At 71.4% G+C, this 16,298-nt stretch carries 21 protein-coding genes; 11 read left to right on the top strand and 10 right to left on the bottom strand.

Translation table 11 applies throughout. The features are described from left to right. Positions 1 to 12 precede the first annotated feature (12 nt). From AC4BGC_RS13420 to AC4BGC_RS13390, 7 genes are all read left to right on the top strand, one after another. Positions 13 to 774 carry an SOS response-associated peptidase gene (locus tag AC4BGC_RS13420; RefSeq protein WP_490547918.1) on the top strand — a complete coding sequence of 254 codons (762 nt, stop codon included), beginning with the start codon at positions 13 to 15 and terminating at the stop codon, positions 772 to 774. Beyond that, positions 774 to 1,418 (top strand): alpha/beta hydrolase family protein, encoded by a 645-nt coding sequence (locus AC4BGC_RS13415; RefSeq protein ID WP_490556225.1) that lies wholly within the window; start codon positions 774 to 776, stop codon positions 1,416 to 1,418. The genes AC4BGC_RS13420 and AC4BGC_RS13415 overlap by 1 nt, the downstream gene beginning before the upstream one ends. A gap of 98 nt (positions 1,419 to 1,516) precedes the next feature. Continuing rightward, a complete protein-coding gene (locus AC4BGC_RS13410; protein WP_490547920.1) occupies positions 1,517 to 2,173 on the top strand; it encodes a sigma-70 family RNA polymerase sigma factor in 657 nt (218 codons plus the stop codon). Further along, complete coding sequence (gene rsrA, locus AC4BGC_RS13405) at positions 2,170 to 2,475, top strand: mycothiol system anti-sigma-R factor (RefSeq protein WP_490556224.1); 306 nt, start codon at positions 2,170 to 2,172, stop codon at positions 2,473 to 2,475. Before AC4BGC_RS13410 ends, rsrA begins: the two co-directional genes overlap by 4 nt. A gap of 100 nt (positions 2,476 to 2,575) precedes the next feature. Beyond that, complete coding sequence (locus tag AC4BGC_RS13400; protein WP_371863162.1) at positions 2,576 to 2,650, top strand: 50S ribosomal protein bL37; 75 nt, start codon at positions 2,576 to 2,578, stop codon at positions 2,648 to 2,650. A gap of 78 nt (positions 2,651 to 2,728) precedes the next feature. Beyond that, positions 2,729 to 3,217 carry a DUF6882 domain-containing protein gene (locus AC4BGC_RS13395; RefSeq protein ID WP_490547922.1) on the top strand — a complete coding sequence of 163 codons (489 nt, stop codon included), beginning with the start codon at positions 2,729 to 2,731 and terminating at the stop codon, positions 3,215 to 3,217. After that, on the top strand, positions 3,214 to 3,618 hold the full coding sequence (locus AC4BGC_RS13390) for a thioesterase family protein (RefSeq protein WP_490556223.1): 405 nt from the start codon (positions 3,214 to 3,216) through the stop codon (positions 3,616 to 3,618). Before AC4BGC_RS13395 ends, AC4BGC_RS13390 begins: the two co-directional genes overlap by 4 nt. Before the next feature lie 6 nt (positions 3,619 to 3,624). Here the strand turns inward: AC4BGC_RS13390 and AC4BGC_RS13385 are convergent, their stop codons facing one another. Both AC4BGC_RS13385 and AC4BGC_RS13380 read right to left on the bottom strand, forming a co-directional pair. Then, a complete protein-coding gene (locus AC4BGC_RS13385) occupies positions 3,625 to 4,116 on the bottom strand; it encodes a GNAT family N-acetyltransferase (protein ID WP_490556222.1) in 492 nt (163 codons plus the stop codon). A gap of 14 nt (positions 4,117 to 4,130) precedes the next feature. Continuing rightward, complete coding sequence (locus AC4BGC_RS13380) at positions 4,131 to 5,834, bottom strand: acetolactate synthase (protein ID WP_490556221.1); 1,704 nt, start codon at positions 5,832 to 5,834, stop codon at positions 4,131 to 4,133. Positions 5,835 to 5,901: 67 nt separating this feature from the next. Here AC4BGC_RS13380 and AC4BGC_RS13375 point away from each other — a divergent pair, with 67 nt between their 5' ends. Then, positions 5,902 to 7,380 carry a sensor histidine kinase gene (locus AC4BGC_RS13375; protein WP_490547926.1) on the top strand — a complete coding sequence of 493 codons (1,479 nt, stop codon included), beginning with the start codon at positions 5,902 to 5,904 and terminating at the stop codon, positions 7,378 to 7,380. A gap of 42 nt (positions 7,381 to 7,422) precedes the next feature. Here the strand turns inward: AC4BGC_RS13375 and AC4BGC_RS13370 are convergent, their stop codons facing one another. Next, positions 7,423 to 7,674 (bottom strand): WhiB family transcriptional regulator, encoded by a 252-nt coding sequence (locus AC4BGC_RS13370; protein ID WP_027863177.1) that lies wholly within the window; start codon positions 7,672 to 7,674, stop codon positions 7,423 to 7,425. Between the two features lie 307 nt (positions 7,675 to 7,981). Between AC4BGC_RS13370 and AC4BGC_RS13365 the strand changes: the two genes are divergently transcribed. Continuing rightward, positions 7,982 to 8,341 (top strand): hypothetical protein, encoded by a 360-nt coding sequence (locus AC4BGC_RS13365; protein ID WP_490556220.1) that lies wholly within the window; start codon positions 7,982 to 7,984, stop codon positions 8,339 to 8,341. Here the strand turns inward: AC4BGC_RS13365 and AC4BGC_RS13360 are convergent. The 7 genes from AC4BGC_RS13360 to sodN form a co-directional block, all read right to left on the bottom strand. Continuing rightward, on the bottom strand, positions 8,334 to 9,191 hold the full coding sequence (locus AC4BGC_RS13360) for an RNA polymerase sigma factor SigF (protein ID WP_490547928.1): 858 nt from the start codon (positions 9,189 to 9,191) through the stop codon (positions 8,334 to 8,336). The two genes, AC4BGC_RS13365 and AC4BGC_RS13360, sit on opposite strands and share 8 nt — an antisense overlap. A 2-nt stretch (positions 9,192 to 9,193) precedes the next feature. After that, on the bottom strand, positions 9,194 to 9,574 hold the full coding sequence (locus tag AC4BGC_RS13355) for an ATP-binding protein (protein ID WP_490547929.1): 381 nt from the start codon (positions 9,572 to 9,574) through the stop codon (positions 9,194 to 9,196). After that, positions 9,571 to 10,557: a glycosyltransferase family 2 protein gene (locus AC4BGC_RS13350; protein ID WP_490556219.1), complete on the bottom strand. Its 987-nt coding sequence runs from the start codon at positions 10,555 to 10,557 to the stop codon at positions 9,571 to 9,573. Before AC4BGC_RS13350 ends, AC4BGC_RS13355 begins: the two co-directional genes overlap by 4 nt. Continuing rightward, positions 10,554 to 11,579 (bottom strand): glycosyltransferase family protein, encoded by a 1,026-nt coding sequence (locus AC4BGC_RS13345; RefSeq protein ID WP_490556218.1) that lies wholly within the window; start codon positions 11,577 to 11,579, stop codon positions 10,554 to 10,556. Before AC4BGC_RS13345 ends, AC4BGC_RS13350 begins: the two co-directional genes overlap by 4 nt. Further along, the gene (locus AC4BGC_RS13340) at positions 11,576 to 12,655 is read right to left on the bottom strand and encodes a glycosyltransferase (RefSeq protein ID WP_490556217.1); all 1,080 of its coding nucleotides are present in this window, start codon (positions 12,653 to 12,655) and stop codon (positions 11,576 to 11,578) included. Before AC4BGC_RS13340 ends, AC4BGC_RS13345 begins: the two co-directional genes overlap by 4 nt. Then, positions 12,652 to 13,710, bottom strand: a complete 1,059-nt coding sequence (locus AC4BGC_RS13335) for a glycosyltransferase (RefSeq protein WP_490556216.1) — start codon at positions 13,708 to 13,710, stop codon at positions 12,652 to 12,654. Before AC4BGC_RS13335 ends, AC4BGC_RS13340 begins: the two co-directional genes overlap by 4 nt. A gap of 339 nt (positions 13,711 to 14,049) precedes the next feature. After that, a complete protein-coding gene (gene sodN / locus AC4BGC_RS13330; protein ID WP_490556215.1) occupies positions 14,050 to 14,454 on the bottom strand; it encodes a superoxide dismutase, Ni in 405 nt (134 codons plus the stop codon). A 136-nt stretch (positions 14,455 to 14,590) separates the two neighbouring features. Here sodN and AC4BGC_RS13325 point away from each other — a divergent pair, with 136 nt between their 5' ends. Together AC4BGC_RS13325 and AC4BGC_RS13320 are read left to right on the top strand one after the other, a co-directional pair. Next, on the top strand, positions 14,591 to 14,962 hold the full coding sequence (locus tag AC4BGC_RS13325) for a S24 family peptidase (protein WP_490557185.1): 372 nt from the start codon (positions 14,591 to 14,593) through the stop codon (positions 14,960 to 14,962). Positions 14,963 to 15,079: 117 nt separating this feature from the next. After that, positions 15,080 to 16,276 carry an NAD(P)-dependent malic enzyme gene (locus AC4BGC_RS13320; RefSeq protein ID WP_490556214.1) on the top strand — a complete coding sequence of 399 codons (1,197 nt, stop codon included), beginning with the start codon at positions 15,080 to 15,082 and terminating at the stop codon, positions 16,274 to 16,276. Positions 16,277 to 16,298 lie beyond the last annotated feature (22 nt).

The following is a 16,298-nucleotide window of genomic DNA, read 5'->3' as shown; positions in this document are numbered from 1 at the left end:
AGCCTTGGCCGCATGTGTGGTCGCTACGCCTCGAGCAGGCAGCCCGAGGACCTCGTGGAGGAGTTCGAGATCCGCAACCCGGACCTCCCGCACCTCGAGCCCGACTACAACGTCGCCCCCACCAAGGAGGTGTACGCCGTCGTCGAGCGCCCTCCGAGCGGAGATGCGGGTGCTGGCCCAGAGGCGGTGCCCGAGCGGCAGCTGCGGGTGCTCACCTGGGGGCTGGTCCCGTTCTGGGCCAAGGACCCGGCCGTCGGGAACCGGATGATCAACGCCCGCATGGAGACCGTCGCGGAGAAGCCCGCCTACCGCCGGGCGTTCGAGAAGCGACGCACGATCCTGCCGGCGGACGGCTACTACGAGTGGTACCCCACCGAGGAGAAGACCAAGGCGGGCAAGCCGCGCAAGCAGCCGTACTTCATCCGGCCCCGGGACGGCGGGGTGCTCGCCATGGCCGGGCTCTACGAGATCTGGCGCGACCCTGCGAAGGCCGACGACGACCCGACCCGGTTCCGCTGGACCTGCACCGTGCTGACCACCGCCGCCGAGGACTCGCTGGGCCACATCCACGACCGGATGCCGTTGATGCTGACCCCCGACCGGTACGACGAGTGGCTGGACCCGCGCCACCACGACAAGAGCGACCTGCTCGGGCTGCTGGAGCCGGCCGCGCCCGGCAGGCTGGAGGCGTTCCCGGTCGCGCCACTGGTCTCGAACGTGAAGAACAACGGTCCCGAGCTCGTGGTGCCGCTGCCACTGGAAGGCGAGAGCTGATGCCGATCGAGCGGATGGTGCCCACTCCCCGGGGCGAGGCGCGGCTCGTCGTACGCCGGGCCAAGCGGCCGATCGCCACCGTGGTGCTCACCCACGGGGCGGGCGGGGGGATCGACGCGCCCGACCTGGTCAGGCTGGCGCGCACGCTCCCGCAGCAGGACATCTCGGTGACCCTGGTGGAGATGCCGTGGCGGGTGGCGGGCCAGCGGCTCGCACCGCCACCGCCCGCGATCGACGAGTGCTACCGCGCCGTGCTCAACAGCATGCGCACCCGCAGCCCGCTGGTCCTGGGTGGCCGCAGCGCCGGTGCCCGCTCGGCGTGCCGGATCGGGCGCACCGTCGGGGCGCGGGGGGTGCTGGCGCTCTCGTTCCCGCTCCACCCTCCGGGCAAGCCGGAGAAGTCACGGATTCCGGAGCTCCAGGGCGCCAGGGTCCCGGTGCTGGTCGTGCAGGGGGAGCGGGACCCCTTCGGCACTCCGGCGGAGTTCCCGGCGGGCGTGGACCTGGCCGTCGTACCCGCTGCCGACCACTCGATGAAGGTGCCGAAGTCGGCCCCGGTGAGCCAGGCCGACGCGCTGGCCGTCGTTCTGGAGGCGACTCTGGAGTGGGTGGTGCGTGAGGTCGCGGGGAATCGAAACGGCTGACGCTGCGTTGGGAGTGGAGATTGCGTCTGGAGGAGATGCCCGTGCTCGACACACTCGACCGACCTGTCGATGAGCAGACCCCGGTAGTCTGGGGAACGATGAGTGATTCTGAAATCGAGGCCCTGGGCCTCGTCGACGTCGACCCCGCTGACATCGATCCCGCCACCGAGAGCGAGGTCGACCGCCAGGCGCGCTTCGAGCGCGACGCGCTGCCGTTCCTGGACCAGCTGTACTCCGCCGCCATGCGGATGACCCGCAACCCGGCCGACGCCGAGGACCTCGTCCAGGAGACCTTCGCCAAGGCCTACGGGTCCTTCCACCAGTTCCGGCCGGGCACGAACCTCAAGGCGTGGCTCTACCGCATCCTGACGAACACGTTCATCAACACCTACCGCAAGAAGCAGCGCGAGCCGCAGCAGTCGATGGCCGAGGACGTCGAGGACTGGCAGCTGGCCCGCGCCGAGTCGCACTCCTCCCGTGGCTTGAAGTCCGCGGAGATGGAGGCGCTGGAGCACCTCCCCGACTCCGACGTCAAGGACGCCCTGCAGCGACTCCCCGAGGACTTCCGGCTCGCGGTCTACCTCGCGGACGTCGAGGGTTTCCCGTACAAGGAGATCGCCGAGATCATGGAGACGCCGATCGGCACCGTGATGTCCCGGCTCCACCGCGGACGGCGCCAGCTGCGCGAGATGCTCACCGGCTACGTGCGCGAGCACGACCTGCTCCCGAGCGGATCGAAGGGGGGCTCACGATGAGCGGCGGCCCCACCGAGGGAGCCGGAGCACCCGAGACGAACCCTCCGCTGCCCGACGCGGACTGCTCCGAGGTCCTCGGGCGGGTGTTCTTCTTCCTCGACAACGAGCTGGACGCCGCCGGGTGCGCCGAGATCCAGCACCACCTCGACGAGTGCGGCCCCTGCCTGGCCCGCTACGACCTCGAGCGCACGGTCAAGAGCCTGGTCGCCCGGTCCTGCACCGAGGTCGCCCCAATGGCGTTGCGCCAGCGGGTGCAGCTCACGATCAAGCAGGTCCAGATCCGGATCAGCCCCCAGGACTGAGTGGGCCGAGACCGCCGATTTCGCTTCTGCCCGGCCTCGATGAGAAGATGAGTCTCGCTTCGAGGGAGACTCCACGGAGCCGTCGACGTAGGAGGACCTCATGGGCAAGACAGGCCGCAAGCGCCGCGCTCGCAAGAAGAAGGCAGCGAACCACGGCAAGCGCCCCAACGCCTGAGCCTGGCTCAGGCCCAGTAACCATCCATTCGAGCCCCGGACCCACGGTCCGGGGCTCGAATGATGTTTGGATGTCTCCATGGAACTCGAGTCGCTCCTGCTGCGGGGCCGCGAACTGATCGACCTGACCACCCAGGCGCACGCCGAGCGGTGGGGCCTCGGTACGGCGCAGCGCTGGGTCCTCGACCAGGCCACCGGCACGATCAGGTGGGCCTTCGAGGACCGGGTCGTCTCCGCCCCCGCCCAGATCCTCGCCTCCTGGAACAGCAAGGTGAGCAGCTTCGTCTGGGCCTGGGACAACGAGACCATCGCCGAGCACCTGCGAGCGACGGCCGTCGAGGTGCGCACCTTCGGGGTCGAGCACCAGGTCCCGGCGCTGAGCTCCTCGCCGCTGAAGCTGGACGAGGAGCAGGTGCGTGACCTGATCGCGCTCGCGTTCGCCGCCACCGGCGGCACCGGGCTCTACCACCCCTACGACGGGCAGCTGGCCACCTACATCAGCTTCGGGGCCGTCACCATCGAGGAGTCCGGGGGCCGGGTCTCCACCTTCGAGCCGGCGCTCTCGTGAGCGCCGCCGCGCCGCTCGCCGCCGGGCTCGCGGCGACGCTGGAGCGCACCGTCGGCGACGACGACACCGCGGCAGCGGTCGGCTCCGGCAGCCTGCCGGTGCTGGGCACCCCGCGGCTGCTCGCGTGGTGCGAGGCTGCCACGTGTGCGGCGATCGCCCCGGCGCTGGAGGAGAGCCAGACCAGCGTCGGCACCCGGGTGACGCTCGAGCACACGGCGCCGTCGCCGGTGGGCAGCACGGTCGAGATCACGGCGAGCGTGGTGCACGTGGACGGGCGGCTGGCCAGGTTCACGGTGGCCGCGCGCCAGGGCGGCAGGCTCGTCGGCTCCGGCGAGGTGACCCGGGTGGTGGTCGACGCGGAGAAGTTCATGTCGCGCGTCCCCGCGCCCGACCCTCGCTGAGGGGACTCAGTCCGTCGTCAGCGGGAGCTCGTAGGCGAGCAGCAGCACCCCGGGGCTGGGCGACCAGTCGTCCTCCGGGACCCGGGTGAAGCCGAGCCGCTGGTAGACCCGGTGGGCCGCGGTCATCTTGTCCATCGTGGACATCCGGACACCCGTGTACCCCAGGGCGCGGGAGCGTTCCAGGCACAGCTCGACCAGCGCCCGGCCGACCCCGAGGCCGCGTGCCGCGGGGCTGACGGCGAGCATCCGGAACTCGCCCTCGCCGCCGCGACCGATCTCGCGGTACGCCGACCCGACCGGGCAGAACGTCACCGACCCGAGCAGCCCGCCCTCGTCGACGGCGACCCAGACCTCCGCCTCCCGGGCACGGCGAGCCGTGTCGAGGAGCTCGTGGACGTACTCGTCGCCCTCGGTGAGGAACCCGTCGTCGAGGTACACCTGAGCGGTGAGCCGGCCGACCTCCTCGAGCTCCGCGTCCAGCACCCGGCGGATCTCCATGCCCGGGCCCGGCGTCAGATGCCGAACGTGTTGCGCGGGTAGGCCGCGTTCACGTCGGTGATCACGTTGACCAGGTAGGGCACGTTCGCGGCGAAGGCGCGGTCGATGGCCGGGCCGATCTCGCGGGGGTCGGTGACGGTCTCGCCACCGCCACCGAGCGCCTTGACCACCTCGTCGTAGCGGGTTCCCGGCGCGAGGTCGGCGGCCACGTCGTACCCGTAGAGCATCTGCATCGGCTGCTTCTCCAGCCCCCAGGCCGAGTTGTTGCCGCAGATCATCACGACCGGGAGGTTGTGCCGGACCAGGGTGTCCACGTCCATGAGGGACATGCCCGCGGCGCCGTCGCCGTACAGCAGCACGACCTGCGCGGAGGGCCGGGCCAGGCGCGCCGCGATGGCCGCGCCGAGGCCGGCGCCGAGGCAGCCGTAGGGGCCCGGGTCGAGCCACCCACCGGGGCGCTTGGGCTCGACGAACTTGCCGGCGAAGGAGACGAAGTCGCCGCCGTCGCCGATGACGATCGCGTCCTCGGCCAGGCGGGGGACGAGCTCACCGTAGATCCGGGCAGGGTGGATCGGGTCGGCGGTGGCGCTGAGCAGCTCGGCGTCGCGCGCGGCGGCAGCCTTCGCGGTGTCCTGCAGCTTGGCGACCCACGCGGCCCAGTCGGGCCGCCGGACCAGGCCCGCAACGGCCTCCCGCAGGCCGTCCAGGATCAGGGTCATGTCACCGGAGGCCTGCGCGGCCAGGTCGGCGTGCGCGGAGAGCTGACCGGGGGAGTCGGCGAGGTGTACGACGCGCGCGGGCACGGCTCCCTCCTTGCCGCCGAAGACGCCGTACCCGAGGCGGAAGTCCAGGGGCGTGCCGGCGACGACGACGAGGTCGGCACCGCCCAGCGCCACGCCGCGGGCCTTGGTGACGAGCAGCGGGTGCCCTCCGGGGATGACCCCGCGGCCCATCCCGTTGGTGATCGCCGGGATGCCGGTCTCCTCGACCAGGCGCAGCGCGGCCTCCTCGCCGCCGTCGGCCCAGACGTCGGTACCCATCACCAGGACGGGACGCTGCGCCTGCCCCAGCAGCTCGGCGATGTCGGAGATCACGTCGCCGTCGGGCTCGGCGCCGCGACGGGGTCCGACGGCCGGCCTGGTGGAGGTGGACGAGTTGAAGAACTCGTCCATCGGGATGTCGACGAAGACCGGCCCCCGGTGCGAGGAGCCCGCGACGGTGAACGCCTCGTGGATGCCCTCGGCCACCTCGCCGGCGGTGTGGATCGTGCGCGAGAGCTTCGAGACCGGCGCCATGATCGGCGGCTGGTCGAGCTCCTGCAGCGAGCCCATGCCCCAGCGGTTGGCCGGAGCGCGTCCGCCGACCACCACGAGCGGGGAGCCGTTGAACTGGGCCTGCGCGATCGCGCTCACCCCGTTGGTGACGCCCGGCCCTGCGGTCAGCACGGCCAGCCCCGGCTTGCGGGTCAGCTTGCCCGTCGCCTCCGCGGCGAACGCAGCCGTCTGCTCGTGGCGCACGTCGATGATCCGCATCTGCGGGTCGGCGGTCACTGCTCCGTCGTACATCGGGAAGACGTGGGCGCCCGAGAGGGTGAACATCGCCTCGACACCGTGTGCCCGTGCGACCGCGACCGCGTGCTGCCCCGAGTGCGCCTCGACGGCGCCCCCGGCCTCGGAGGTGGTCTGCGGGTCGGTGTCCTGCTCAGGTGCCTGCGTCATGACGCGAGGTTAGCGGGTCCGTAGCCCGCCGAGCGTGCAGTTGTGCCGGGATCCGTAGGCTGAGCCGGTGCCGTCCCTCCAGGAGCTCGCCCGGGTCCACACCGACCTCTCCGCCGAGGACGTGGAGTGGCTCTCTTTGCTGCTGGCGGACTGGCAGATCGTCGCCGACCTGAGCTTCGCCGACCTGGTGCTGTGGCTGCCGGCGCGCGACGGGTCGGGGTACTGGGCCGGTGGCCAGATGCGCCCCACCACCGGGCCGACCGCGTTCGTCGACGACATCGTCGGCTCGTTCATGGAGGCCGGCAAGCGGCCCCTGCTGGACATGGCGCTGCGCGACGGCCGGATCGCGCGCGAGGGCGACCCGGAGTGGCGCGACGACGTGCCCGTGCGGGTCGAGGCGATCCCGGTACGGCGCGGTGACCGGCTGATCGCGGTGGTGGCGCGCAACACCAACCTCCAGGGCGTGCGTACGCCGAGCCGGCTGGAGCTCTCCTACCTGCAGACCGCCAGCGAGCTCTCGCAGATGATCAGCCGCGGCAGCTTCCCGTTCCCCGGGGAGCGCTCGGACCATGCCGACACCGCCCGCGTCGGGGACGGCTTCATCCGCGTGGACGCCACCGGGAGGGTGACCTACGCGAGCCCGAACGCGCTCTCGGTCTACCGCAAGCTCGGCCTGACCGGTGACCTCAGCGGCCAGTCGCTCGCCGATGTCACCCGGGGGCTGATCCCTCCGGCCATGCGCGCGGACGAGGAGACGATCAGTGCCGTGCTCGGCGGGAGGATCCCCCGGGACACCGAGCTCGGGAGCGCGCTCGCCACCGTGGTGCTCCGGGCGATCCCGCTCAGTCCCGAGGGGGAGCACACCGGAGGGCTGGTGCTGCTGCGCGACGTGACCGAGCTGCGGCGTCGCGAGCGGGAGCTGGTCACCAAGGACGCGACCATCCGCGAGATCCACCACCGCGTGAAGAACAACCTGCAGACGGTGGCTGCGCTGCTCCGGCTGCAGGCGCGACGCATCGGCATCCCCGAGGGGCGGGTCGCGCTCGAGGAGGCGGTACGCCGGGTCGGGGCGATCGCGGTCGTCCACGAGACCCTGAGCCAGGCCTTCGACGAGACTGTCGACTTCGATGACGTCACGGACCGGCTCACCCGGCTGGTGACCGACGTCGGGTCGCAGGGGGTCCCGATCCGCACGCGGCGTACCGGGTCGTTCGGTGCGATCAGCTCGGACGCCGCGACGCCGCTGGCGATGGTCTACACCGAGCTGATCCAGAACGCGGTCGAGCACGCCTTCGACGCCGAGCACGGCGGGCTGATCGAGATCTCGTGCGCCCGCGACGGGGACGGCCTGCGCCTGGTCATCGAGGACGACGGCGTGGGGCTGCCCACCGGCTTCGACCTCGAGAAGGCCTCGAGCCTGGGGCTGTCCATCGTGAGCACGCTCGTCGCCGAGCTCGGCGGTGAGATCACCCTCGGGGCGCGCGGTGACGGCCCCGGAACGCGGGTCGCGGTCGTGGTGCCGAACGTTGCCGGCCAGCCGCGCTGACCGCCACTGCCGTGCGTCCGAGTAGGGGTAGGGGAGGCCGCCTCAGGCGGTGCGGACCCGGGCCCGGGCGTTGCGCCGCTTCAGCGCGCGACGCTCGTCCTCGCTGAGTCCGCCCCACACGCCGTGGTCCTGGCCGGCCTCGAGGGCCCAGGCGAGACACTGCTCGCGCACGTCGCACCTGCGGCACACCTGCTTGGCCTCCTCGATCTGCAGGATCGCAGGACCGGTGTTGCCGATCGGGAAGAACAATTCCGGGTCCTCGTCGAGGCACGCGGAGCGGTGACGCCAATCCATGATTGGGGAACTCCGAACTCTAGCTAGTGAATGATTTCACGATGTGGGCCGGACCCCAAGGTGAGAGGGGGAACGGAAAGGGTGATTGTGGTGCGCGCGCGCATCGTCTACCGCAAACGCAACAAAATGATCGTCGCAACTCTGCGCCTCGATGACAAGCCCTTCGGATCGTCAGGTTGGTCACAGAGAGCGACGGAATAGGCTTTCGGTCGTGAGTGAATCCCATCTCCGGCCTCGGGGCGAGGGGTCTGAACCAGATCCCTCGACGAGGTCGCCGTACCCCTTCCATGGTACTCCGGGGCCCCTTGTGGCCGCCGCGGCAATCACGCTGGTCGAAGGCCTGCTGACCTTCGGTTTCGGCGTGGCCGAGCTGTTCAGCCTCGACAGCGACAGGCTCGTGATGGGGCTGACCACCGCGTTGCTGTTCCTCGTGTTCGGGGCCGGACTGGCCGGGTGCGCCTGGGGGCTGAGCCGGGTGCGGACGTGGGCGCGGGGGCCGGTGATGCTGACCCAGATCATCTGCCTCGGGCTCGCGTGGAACTTCCGTGGCGGCGACACGACCTGGGTGGCGGTCGGGTTGCTGGTGCTCGCCGTCGTCGCGCTCGGCGGGCTGCTCCACCGGCGGTCGATCGAGGCGCTCTTCGAGGCCTCCGACGGGCCTAGCTGACCTCGCTCAGCGAGGTGCGCAGCTGCGCGAGGGTGCGGTTGAGCAGCCGCGAGACGTGCATCTGTGAGACGCCGATCTCCTCGGCGATCTGGGACTGCGTCATGCCCCGGAAGAACCGCAGCAGCAGGATCCGCTTCTCGCGGGACGGCAGCTGCTCGATCAGGGGCTTGATCGACTCGCGGAGCTCCACGTGGGCGAGCGACTCGTCCTCGCTGCCCAGCGTGTCGAGCATGGTGTTGCCCTGCCCCTCGTCGTCGCTGTCCCCGGCGTCGAGGGACAGCGTGGTGTAGGCGTTGGCGGACTCGAGGCCCTCCATCACCTCCTCCACGGTGATCTCCAGCTTGTCGGCGATCTCACGCGGCGTGGGGGAGCGACCGAGGTCCTGGGCCATCTCGCCGGTGATCGCCCCGATCGACATCCGCAGCTCCTGCAACCGCCGGGGGACGCGGATCGCCCAGCCCTTGTCGCGGAAGTAGCGCTTGATCTCGCCGAGGATCGTGGGCGTGGCATAGGTGGAGAACTCCACGCCGCGAGCAGTGTCGAACCGGTCCACGGACTTGATCAGCCCGATCGTGCCGACCTGGATCAGGTCGTCGAGCGGTTCGCCACGGTTGATGAACCTGCGGGCGCAGTGGTCCACGAGCGGCAGGTGCAGCCGGACCAGCTCGTCGCGGCACACCAGCCGGCGCTCCTCGGAGGTGGCGGGATCCGTGAGCTCGGTGAACAGGGCATGGCTCTGCTCGCGCGTCGAGATCTGGCGAGCGGTCAGCGGCGTACGACGGCGAGGGCCGGAGCCGCCGAGCAGCTCGCGAGGCGACTCCTCGGTGGAGTCGGATACAGGGTCGGACACGTTCAGGCCGCGATGCTTGAGCGCACCGTGAACGAGACCCAGCGCAGCCGCCCCTGACGGCTGGACCGTACGTCGCTGGTCAGGGCGCTGAGGACCTGCCAGCCGAAGCTGTGCTGGTCGGGGTCGGCGTCCTCCAGGGTGTCCGCGGAGACCGCCACGCGGATCGACCCGTCACTGAGGTCGAAGGTGGCATGCAGGTCGCCTTCGGGGTCGGAGTGCTCCAGGACCAGGGCGCAGGCTTCTCCCACCGCCATGCGCAGGTCCTCGATGTCGTCGAGGGTGAAGTCGAGCCGTGCAGCGAGGCCGGCTGTCGTCATGCGCAGCACGGCGACGTAGGCGCTCTCGGCAGGGAGACGCAGTTCGACGTCGGGGTTGGAGCTCACGTGGCTGTCCTCGGGGAAGGGGGCTGAGTGGCACACAGACTAGTGCCGAAGGTCCCGCCGTGTGCAGGGTCCACGGATGCCGCTGTCCGGGCAGCCTGTGCCCCCCGGTTCGACGCCCGGTTCGACGCCCGGTTCGACGCCCGGTTCGACGCTTGGTGTGAGTGGGCGCCCGGCCCGGTCAGTGGCTGCCAGCCGAGGTCGGTCCGGGCGACGAGACCGAGCTCCTCGAAGGCGTGGAGCCAGCCGAGCATCGGCCACCTGCCCCAGCGCTGGTGGAAGAGGGTGGCGTTGCGCACGATGTCGTGGAGGTGCTGCACCGGAGGTTCCTGGGTTCGGTGGTGCTGGTGGTAGGCACGCGCGTCGCCGGTCCACCCGAACCGCAGCCCGCGCTGCTCCGCCTGGCGGGCGAAGTCCGTGTCCTCGCCCCCGTAGCCGACGTAGGCCTCGCAGAACCCGCCACCGTGCAGCCACGCGTCCCGGTGCAGGGCGAAGGACAAGGACCAGAACAGGTCCGGATCAGCGCCGTGCACGAGCTCGCCGGCTCCCGGTGCGGGGCGAGCCGGATGCGGGGCGTCGTGCTCCTCGGGGTGCCTCAGCTGGTCCTCGGTGAGCCCCGCGGGCAGGTAGGTCACCGGACCGGACCAGATCGTGTCGGGGAAGCGGCTCACCGCACGGTGGTAGCCGGCGACCAGGGTCGCCCCGGCCAGGCAGTCGACGTCGAGGAAGACCAGCGTCGCTGCCCCGCGCTCGAGGGCGGCCGTGGCGCCGAGGTTCCGGGCGGCGGCGAGGGGCAGCGCCTCGGGGTCGGCGTGCATGCCCACCACGTGGGCTCCGGCGTCGGCAGCCTCCCGTTCGAGGACGGGGTCGTCCATGGCCACCACCACGTGGTCCGGGGTGTGGGTCCCGGCCCCGAGGGAGCGCAGCTGACGGGCGAGGTGCGCGTGCCGGCCGTGAGCGATCGTCACCACCGCGACCCCGCTCATCGGACCGACCTCGAGCCGGAGAGGGCTTCGTCGCCCGCGATCACGCGCGCGAAGCGGTCTGCGGCGAGCCCGTCGCACCAGTGCTGCCACCGGGCGCCGTCGAGCCGGGCGGCCCGCTTCAGGAGGTCCCCCGCACCGGTCTCGGGGAGCCGGGGCACCACGATGACCGGCCAGTCCCCGCGACTGAGCAGGGTCGCCGTCCTCTCCTGCTCCCCGAAGGGGCGGGCCGCCGGGATCACGACGGCGGGACGCCGATGGGCGGCGACGTCCGCGAGCGCGCTCTCACCGGCGTTGGTCACCACGACGTCGGCCTCGCGCAAGCTCGCCGACGGATCCTCCACCCAGCTGTCCGGTCCACCGATGACGGTCCAGCGCCAGTCCGGGGCGTGGGCACGCAGTGTCTCCGCGCTGCCGGCTGCCAATGACGGCCCGCCGCCCTGGCCCTGCAGCACCAGTACGCGGCTGGGGCCGACGCGGGAGCCACCGGCCGGGCGGACGACAGGAAACCGGGAGACGGCCCCGAGGCTGGTGACGCGCCGCGCGATGTCGTCCGGGAGGCCCGGGACCAGCTCGTTCGCGGCCAGCGGGGAGAACGTCACCACCGCCGACGCCACTCGGTAGCCCAGCAGGTGCGCCGGGTCGGTGCGCAACCCGGGGAGCAGCACCGCGACGACCGGCACCCCGTGCAGGCGGACCAGGATCGTGGCCTCGACAGACACGTCCACCACGACCAGCCGCGGCCGCGCGGTCTCCAGCCAGCCCGAGATGGCCGCCGATCTCGCGCGCAGGCCGGTGTCGCCGTACGGGACCCAGTGCAGCTGGCCGCCTGCGGTGACGTCCCCGGGAAGCCGCGCCGTGTCGTCGCGAGGCAGCTCCAGCCATTGACCGCACCACTCGGGCGGTCGGGGGAGCGAGCTCAGGCCGGTGGTGGTCTCGCCCGTCGTCCGCGCCAGTGCCTGCGCCAGCGCCTGTGCCCGGTGGAGGTGTCCGCGGCCGTGGTGGTGGACGTAGTAGCCGATCATCCGGCCACCGCCAGGCCTGCCATCCGCTGGTAGGTGGCCACGTAGTCCGAGACCATCCTGGTCAGCGAGAAGTGCTCGTGGATCCGCCGGCGTACGACGAGCCGGTCACGTGTCGAGGCATCGACCAGCGCCGCGGCGAGCCCCTCGACGTCGCCCGCGTCCACGAGCACACCGGTCTCCGGGTCGACGATCTCCGCGAGGGCGCCGCGGTCGTAGGCCGCGACCGGGGTGCCGCACGACATCGCCTCGGCGGCGACGAGACCGAACGGCTCGTCCCAGTGCGGGGTGACGACCGCGACCGATGCCGACGCCAGCAGGTCTCGGAGCTGGGTCGCGTCGAGGTGCCCCAGGTAGCGCGCTCGCCCGTGCAGCCGGGGGACCACCTCGCGGTCGAAGTAGGCGGGGTCGTGCACGGGGCCCGCGAGGGCGATCGGAAGGCCGGCGAGGGCGGCAGCGTCCAGCGCTTCGTGGGGCGCCTTCTCGGGCACGATCCGGCCGGACCACACGATCCCGGCGCCACCGGGACCCGCCTGCCAGAAGTCGGTGTCGACGCCGTTGTGGATCACCTCCAGCTCGACTGCATGGCTCCAGGCCCGCGACATGCAGCGGCTGACCGCGACGAACCGGCTGTCCGCGGCGGCGAACCGGAGCGCGGACTCCAACCAGGGGATCGGTGGGGTGTGCAGCGTCGTCAGCACCGGTACGTCGATGATCTCGCTCATCGCCACGGGGAGGTGGTGCAGGCTGTTGTTGTGCACGATGTCGAACGGGCCGATGCGGCCGCGGGCGAGGCCCAGCATCAGGTCCAGGTAGACGTGGTGCTCCTCCATCCACGCCTGGGGTGTCGTCCCCACGTCGGCGCGTGCGGCCGGACTCATCGAGAACGGGGCCAGCGGCAGCTCCGTCGCGCCGAGCCGGGGGTCGGAGCCCGGAGCCGCGAACAGGCTGACCCGGTGTCCGTCTCGGAGCAGCTCCCGTGCCAGGGCGTGGGTGTGCGCCTCGAGACCTCCCATGAACGGCTCCCGCACCGGGAACCGGGAGGAGGCGATCACGCAGATGCGCAGTCGCCGGCTCATGCCAACGACCGGTAGAGGGCTCGGTGCGCCTGCGCCACCTGCTCGCGCTCACGCCGGCGTTCCCCGACGCTGACGGGCCGGGGCGGACCCTGGTCGTAGGCGTCGTGCAGGGCCTGGCGCAGACTGCGCTCGTCGAAGCGCTCCTCGTCGAGGTGGTAGCCGTGCACCGGTCCCTGCTCGGCGAAGAACCCGCACGTGGGAGCGACCACGGCGGTGCCGAGGTCCCGGCACGCCTCCAGCCAGCCGGAGTGGGTCCCGAACCGGTAGGGCAGGACCGAGACGTCGAGCGAATCGAGGTAGTCCCACAGCTGCGCGTCACTCATGAAGTCGTGGACGTGCAGCTCGAGCTCACCGCGGCCCTGTGCCGTGCGCAGGTACGCCGTCAGGGCGGCGTCGGCCCGGGCACCGCCGGGCACGAGGACGTCGCGGTGCCCGTTGACCTGGAGGACCGCGCCGGGGAGGTCGCGCACGGTGCGCACCAGCGTCGGCAGGATCGCCAGCGGGTCCATGCTCGCCCGCAGGCTCTTCACGTGCAGACCCACCCGGAAGGTCGAACGCTTCTCCGGGACGGCCCGGGCGACGCGCGCCATGGTCTCGAGCTCGACCACGTGCGGGTGGGGGAGGACGACGGGGTTGCGGCCCCAGCGACGCTCGATCTCCGCAGCGGCTCCCGGTGTCAGCGTCAGGACCGCATCTGCCTGCCGGATCAGGACCTCGAGCTGGGCGTCGTGCAGCCCCGGCTGCTCGTGGTGGGGGTTGCGCAGGTCGTGGGCGGTGTAGACGAACGGACGCCCCTTGGCGTGCACCGCGTCGACGACATCGCGCAGGGACTCCGGTGACCAGGCATCGAAGCCGAACTGGACGTGGAAGACGTCGAAGTCGTGGGCCGAGATCCACTTCGGACAGAGCATCACCGGCGGCCACCACCGTTGTTCGGTGGATCGCTGGGGACAGTCCGGATCGGGGTCACGAAGTCGGACGACACCGTCGGGGTGCTCAGGGGCGATGTGCCGGACGTAGACGTGGGCAGCCGGCACCGAGGCCACCGTCGTCACCCTCTCGGACGGTGGTGAGAACTCGGAGCGTGGGGCCCGGACGAGCCCGGTCATGCAGGTGGTGAGGTGGGCGAGCCGTTCATGGAGCGGGAGTACCCGCACTCCGTCGGGACAAGCACCCGCAGAGAACCACGACGCCGCCCCGGTCCGCGACGTACGTGCGGAGGGACGGCGTCCTGTGGTGCCTTGTTTCAGACCATGCTCGGGTTGCGCCAGAAGCGTGCGTCAGGGCTTCGCAGGCTCAGCCCTTCCTCAGACCTGGCCCGGGTTGCGCAAGAAGCGCGCGTCAGGGCTTCGCAGGCTCAGCCCTTCCTCAGACCTGGAAGGCCTTCACTTCGTTCAGGCCTTCTTGGTCGCCCAGAAGATCTCGGCGATCTCGTCGATCTTGGCGAGCAGCTCGTCGGCCTTGGCGGCGTCGAGCTCACCCTTGGTGCCGGAGGCGCCGGCGAGCTTGGTGGCCTCGTTGACGAGCTGGTGGAGCTGGGGGTACTTCTCGAAGTGCGGGGGCTTGAAGTAGTCGGTCCACAGCACCCACAGGTGGTGCTTGACCAGCTCGGAGCGCTGCTCCTTGATCAGGATGGCGCGGGTGCGGAAGTCGGGGTCGTCGTTGTCCGCGACCTTGGCGATGATCGCCTTGATCGACTCGGCCTCGATGCGGGCCTGGGCCGGGTCGTAGACACCGCACGGAAGATCGCAGTGGGCGGAAACCTCGATGGTCGGTGCGAACAGCTTGTTCATCAGCATCCGGGGTGGTTCCTCTCGCAGATGTGTCAAGGACGGCGCTGGGACTCCGGCGCCTGGCTGGCTGCGACACTACTCCCGACCGCGAGTCCGGCTCCAGAGGGAGGTAGACGTGACCGCGATGCGGATGAGCAGGATCGTGCACCGGTTCCTACCCGGAGGCCGGTCTCCTCATGCACGCACACCCAGACAGCTCGGTCTTGCGGTGGTCCGGGGCCGGTCGATGACGCCCACGGTTCACGACAGGGACCGGTTGCTGGTGCTGCACGGGGCCGCCCCCAGCGCCGGTCGGCTGGCGGTGGTCCGGTTCGCCGACGGGATCGTCGCGGTGAAGCGTCTGGACCACCTGGCCCCCGAGGGCTGGTGGGTCACCCGTGACAACCCGCTGGAGGGACGCGACTCGTGGTCCGGGGGTGCGATCCCCGAGGGCGGCGTACTCGCCATGGTGCTGCTGCGGGTGTGGCCGCGGCCCGGGCGTCTGGCAGACCCTTCGGGACCTGTGGGACGATGACCGACGGGACACCCCCGCGCACCGTTGCGATTCCGCGGCCTCACACCTGCCCGCGTCGACTCGCCCCGGCCAGCCCACACCACCCCTATTCGCCCCTCCGCCCAAGGAATGCTGTCCATGGTTGCTCCCGAACACCGCTCTGATCTCGACGAGGCCCGCCGCCAGGACCCCGTCTTCGCCCTGCACCTCGGCGGCAAGATGGAGGTCGCCTCCCGGGTGGCCCTCAACGGCCCCGAGGACCTCTCGCTGGCCTACACCCCCGGCGTGGCCCGGGTGTGCGAGGCGATCGCCGCCGACCCCAGCCTCACCGACGACTACACCTGGGTCCCGAACACCGTGGCCGTGGTCACCGACGGGACCGCGGTCCTGGGTCTCGGTGACATCGGCCCGCGCGCCGCGATGCCGGTGATGGAGGGCAAGGCCGTGCTGTTCAAGCAGTTCGGTGGCGTCGACGCCGTGCCGATCTGCCTGGACACCGTCGACGTGGACGAGATCGTGGAGACCGTGGTCCGGCTCGCCCCGAGCTTCGGCGGGATCAACCTCGAGGACATCTCGGCACCGCGGTGCTTCGAGATCGAGGAGCGGCTCAAGCAGCGCCTCGACATCCCCGTCTTCCACGACGACCAGCACGGTACGGCGGTCGTGGTGCTCGCCGCGCTGGAGAACGCACTGCGCCTGACCGGCCGGCTGATGGAGACCACGCGGGTCGTCGTCTCCGGGGCCGGCGCCGCGGGCGTCGCCGTGACGCGGATCCTGCTCGCCGCGGGCCTCAAGGACGTCTCGGTCCTGGACCGGTCCGGCGTGCTCGCCTCGGCGCGCGGCCCGCTCAACGACTCCAAGCTCGCGCTCGCCGCGATCACCGCCGACCTCACCGGCCGCACCGGCTCGCTCGCCGACGTGATGGCCGGTGCCGACGTCTACATCGGTCTCTCGGGCGGCACGGTGCCCGAGGAGATCGTCGCGACGATGGCGCCGGACGCGATCATCTTCGGGCTCGCCAACCCGATGCCGGAGGTGCACCCCGAGGTGGCCCACCGGCACGCACGGATCGTGGCCACGGGACGCTCCGACTTCCCGAACCAGATCAACAACGTGCTCGCGTTCCCGGGGATCTTCCGTGGTGCCTTCGACGCCCGGGCCCGCGCGATCACCGAGGGGATGAAGCTGGCGGCAGCCGACGCGCTGGCGGCGATCGTCGCCGACGAGCTCCGCGAGGACCTGATCATCCCCTCGCCCTTCGACCCCAGGGTCGGACCGGCCGTTGCAGCGGCCGTGGCGGAGGCTGCGCGGCGCGACGGGGTTGCCAAGCGCTGAGTGTTCGCCGCTAGGGTCGGTG

The sequence above is a fragment of the Nocardioides sp. Z38_18 genome (assembly GCF_058215695.1).
This window is presented reverse-complemented; position numbering and strand designations above follow the sequence as displayed.

What these genes read in the sequence shown, in the direction of transcription:
- AC4BGC_RS13395 (WP_490547922.1), top strand. Translation starts at nt 2,729, where the DNA reads ATGGAACTCGAGTCGCTCCTGCTGCGGGGCCGCGAACTGATCGACCTG.
- AC4BGC_RS13380 (WP_490556221.1), bottom strand. Translation starts at nt 5,834, where the DNA reads ATGACGCAGGCACCTGAGCAGGACACCGACCCGCAGACCACCTCCGAG.
- AC4BGC_RS13350 (WP_490556219.1), bottom strand. Translation starts at nt 10,557, where the DNA reads ATGAGCGGGGTCGCGGTGGTGACGATCGCTCACGGCCGGCACGCGCAC.
- AC4BGC_RS13320 (WP_490556214.1), top strand. Translation starts at nt 15,080, where the DNA reads ATGGTTGCTCCCGAACACCGCTCTGATCTCGACGAGGCCCGCCGCCAG.
- AC4BGC_RS13385 (WP_490556222.1), bottom strand. Translation starts at nt 4,116, where the DNA reads ATGGAGATCCGCCGGGTGCTGGACGCGGAGCTCGAGGAGGTCGGCCGG.
- AC4BGC_RS13345 (WP_490556218.1), bottom strand. Translation starts at nt 11,579, where the DNA reads ATGATCGGCTACTACGTCCACCACCACGGCCGCGGACACCTCCACCGG.
- AC4BGC_RS13340 (WP_490556217.1), bottom strand. Translation starts at nt 12,655, where the DNA reads ATGAGCCGGCGACTGCGCATCTGCGTGATCGCCTCCTCCCGGTTCCCG.
- AC4BGC_RS13370 (WP_027863177.1), bottom strand. Translation starts at nt 7,674, where the DNA reads ATGGATTGGCGTCACCGCTCCGCGTGCCTCGACGAGGACCCGGAATTG.
- AC4BGC_RS13410 (WP_490547920.1), top strand. Translation starts at nt 1,517, where the DNA reads ATGAGTGATTCTGAAATCGAGGCCCTGGGCCTCGTCGACGTCGACCCC.
- AC4BGC_RS13420 (WP_490547918.1), top strand. Translation starts at nt 13, where the DNA reads ATGTGTGGTCGCTACGCCTCGAGCAGGCAGCCCGAGGACCTCGTGGAG.
- sodN (WP_490556215.1), bottom strand. Translation starts at nt 14,454, where the DNA reads ATGCTGATGAACAAGCTGTTCGCACCGACCATCGAGGTTTCCGCCCAC.
- AC4BGC_RS13415 (WP_490556225.1), top strand. Translation starts at nt 774, where the DNA reads ATGCCGATCGAGCGGATGGTGCCCACTCCCCGGGGCGAGGCGCGGCTC.
- rsrA (WP_490556224.1), top strand. Translation starts at nt 2,170, where the DNA reads ATGAGCGGCGGCCCCACCGAGGGAGCCGGAGCACCCGAGACGAACCCT.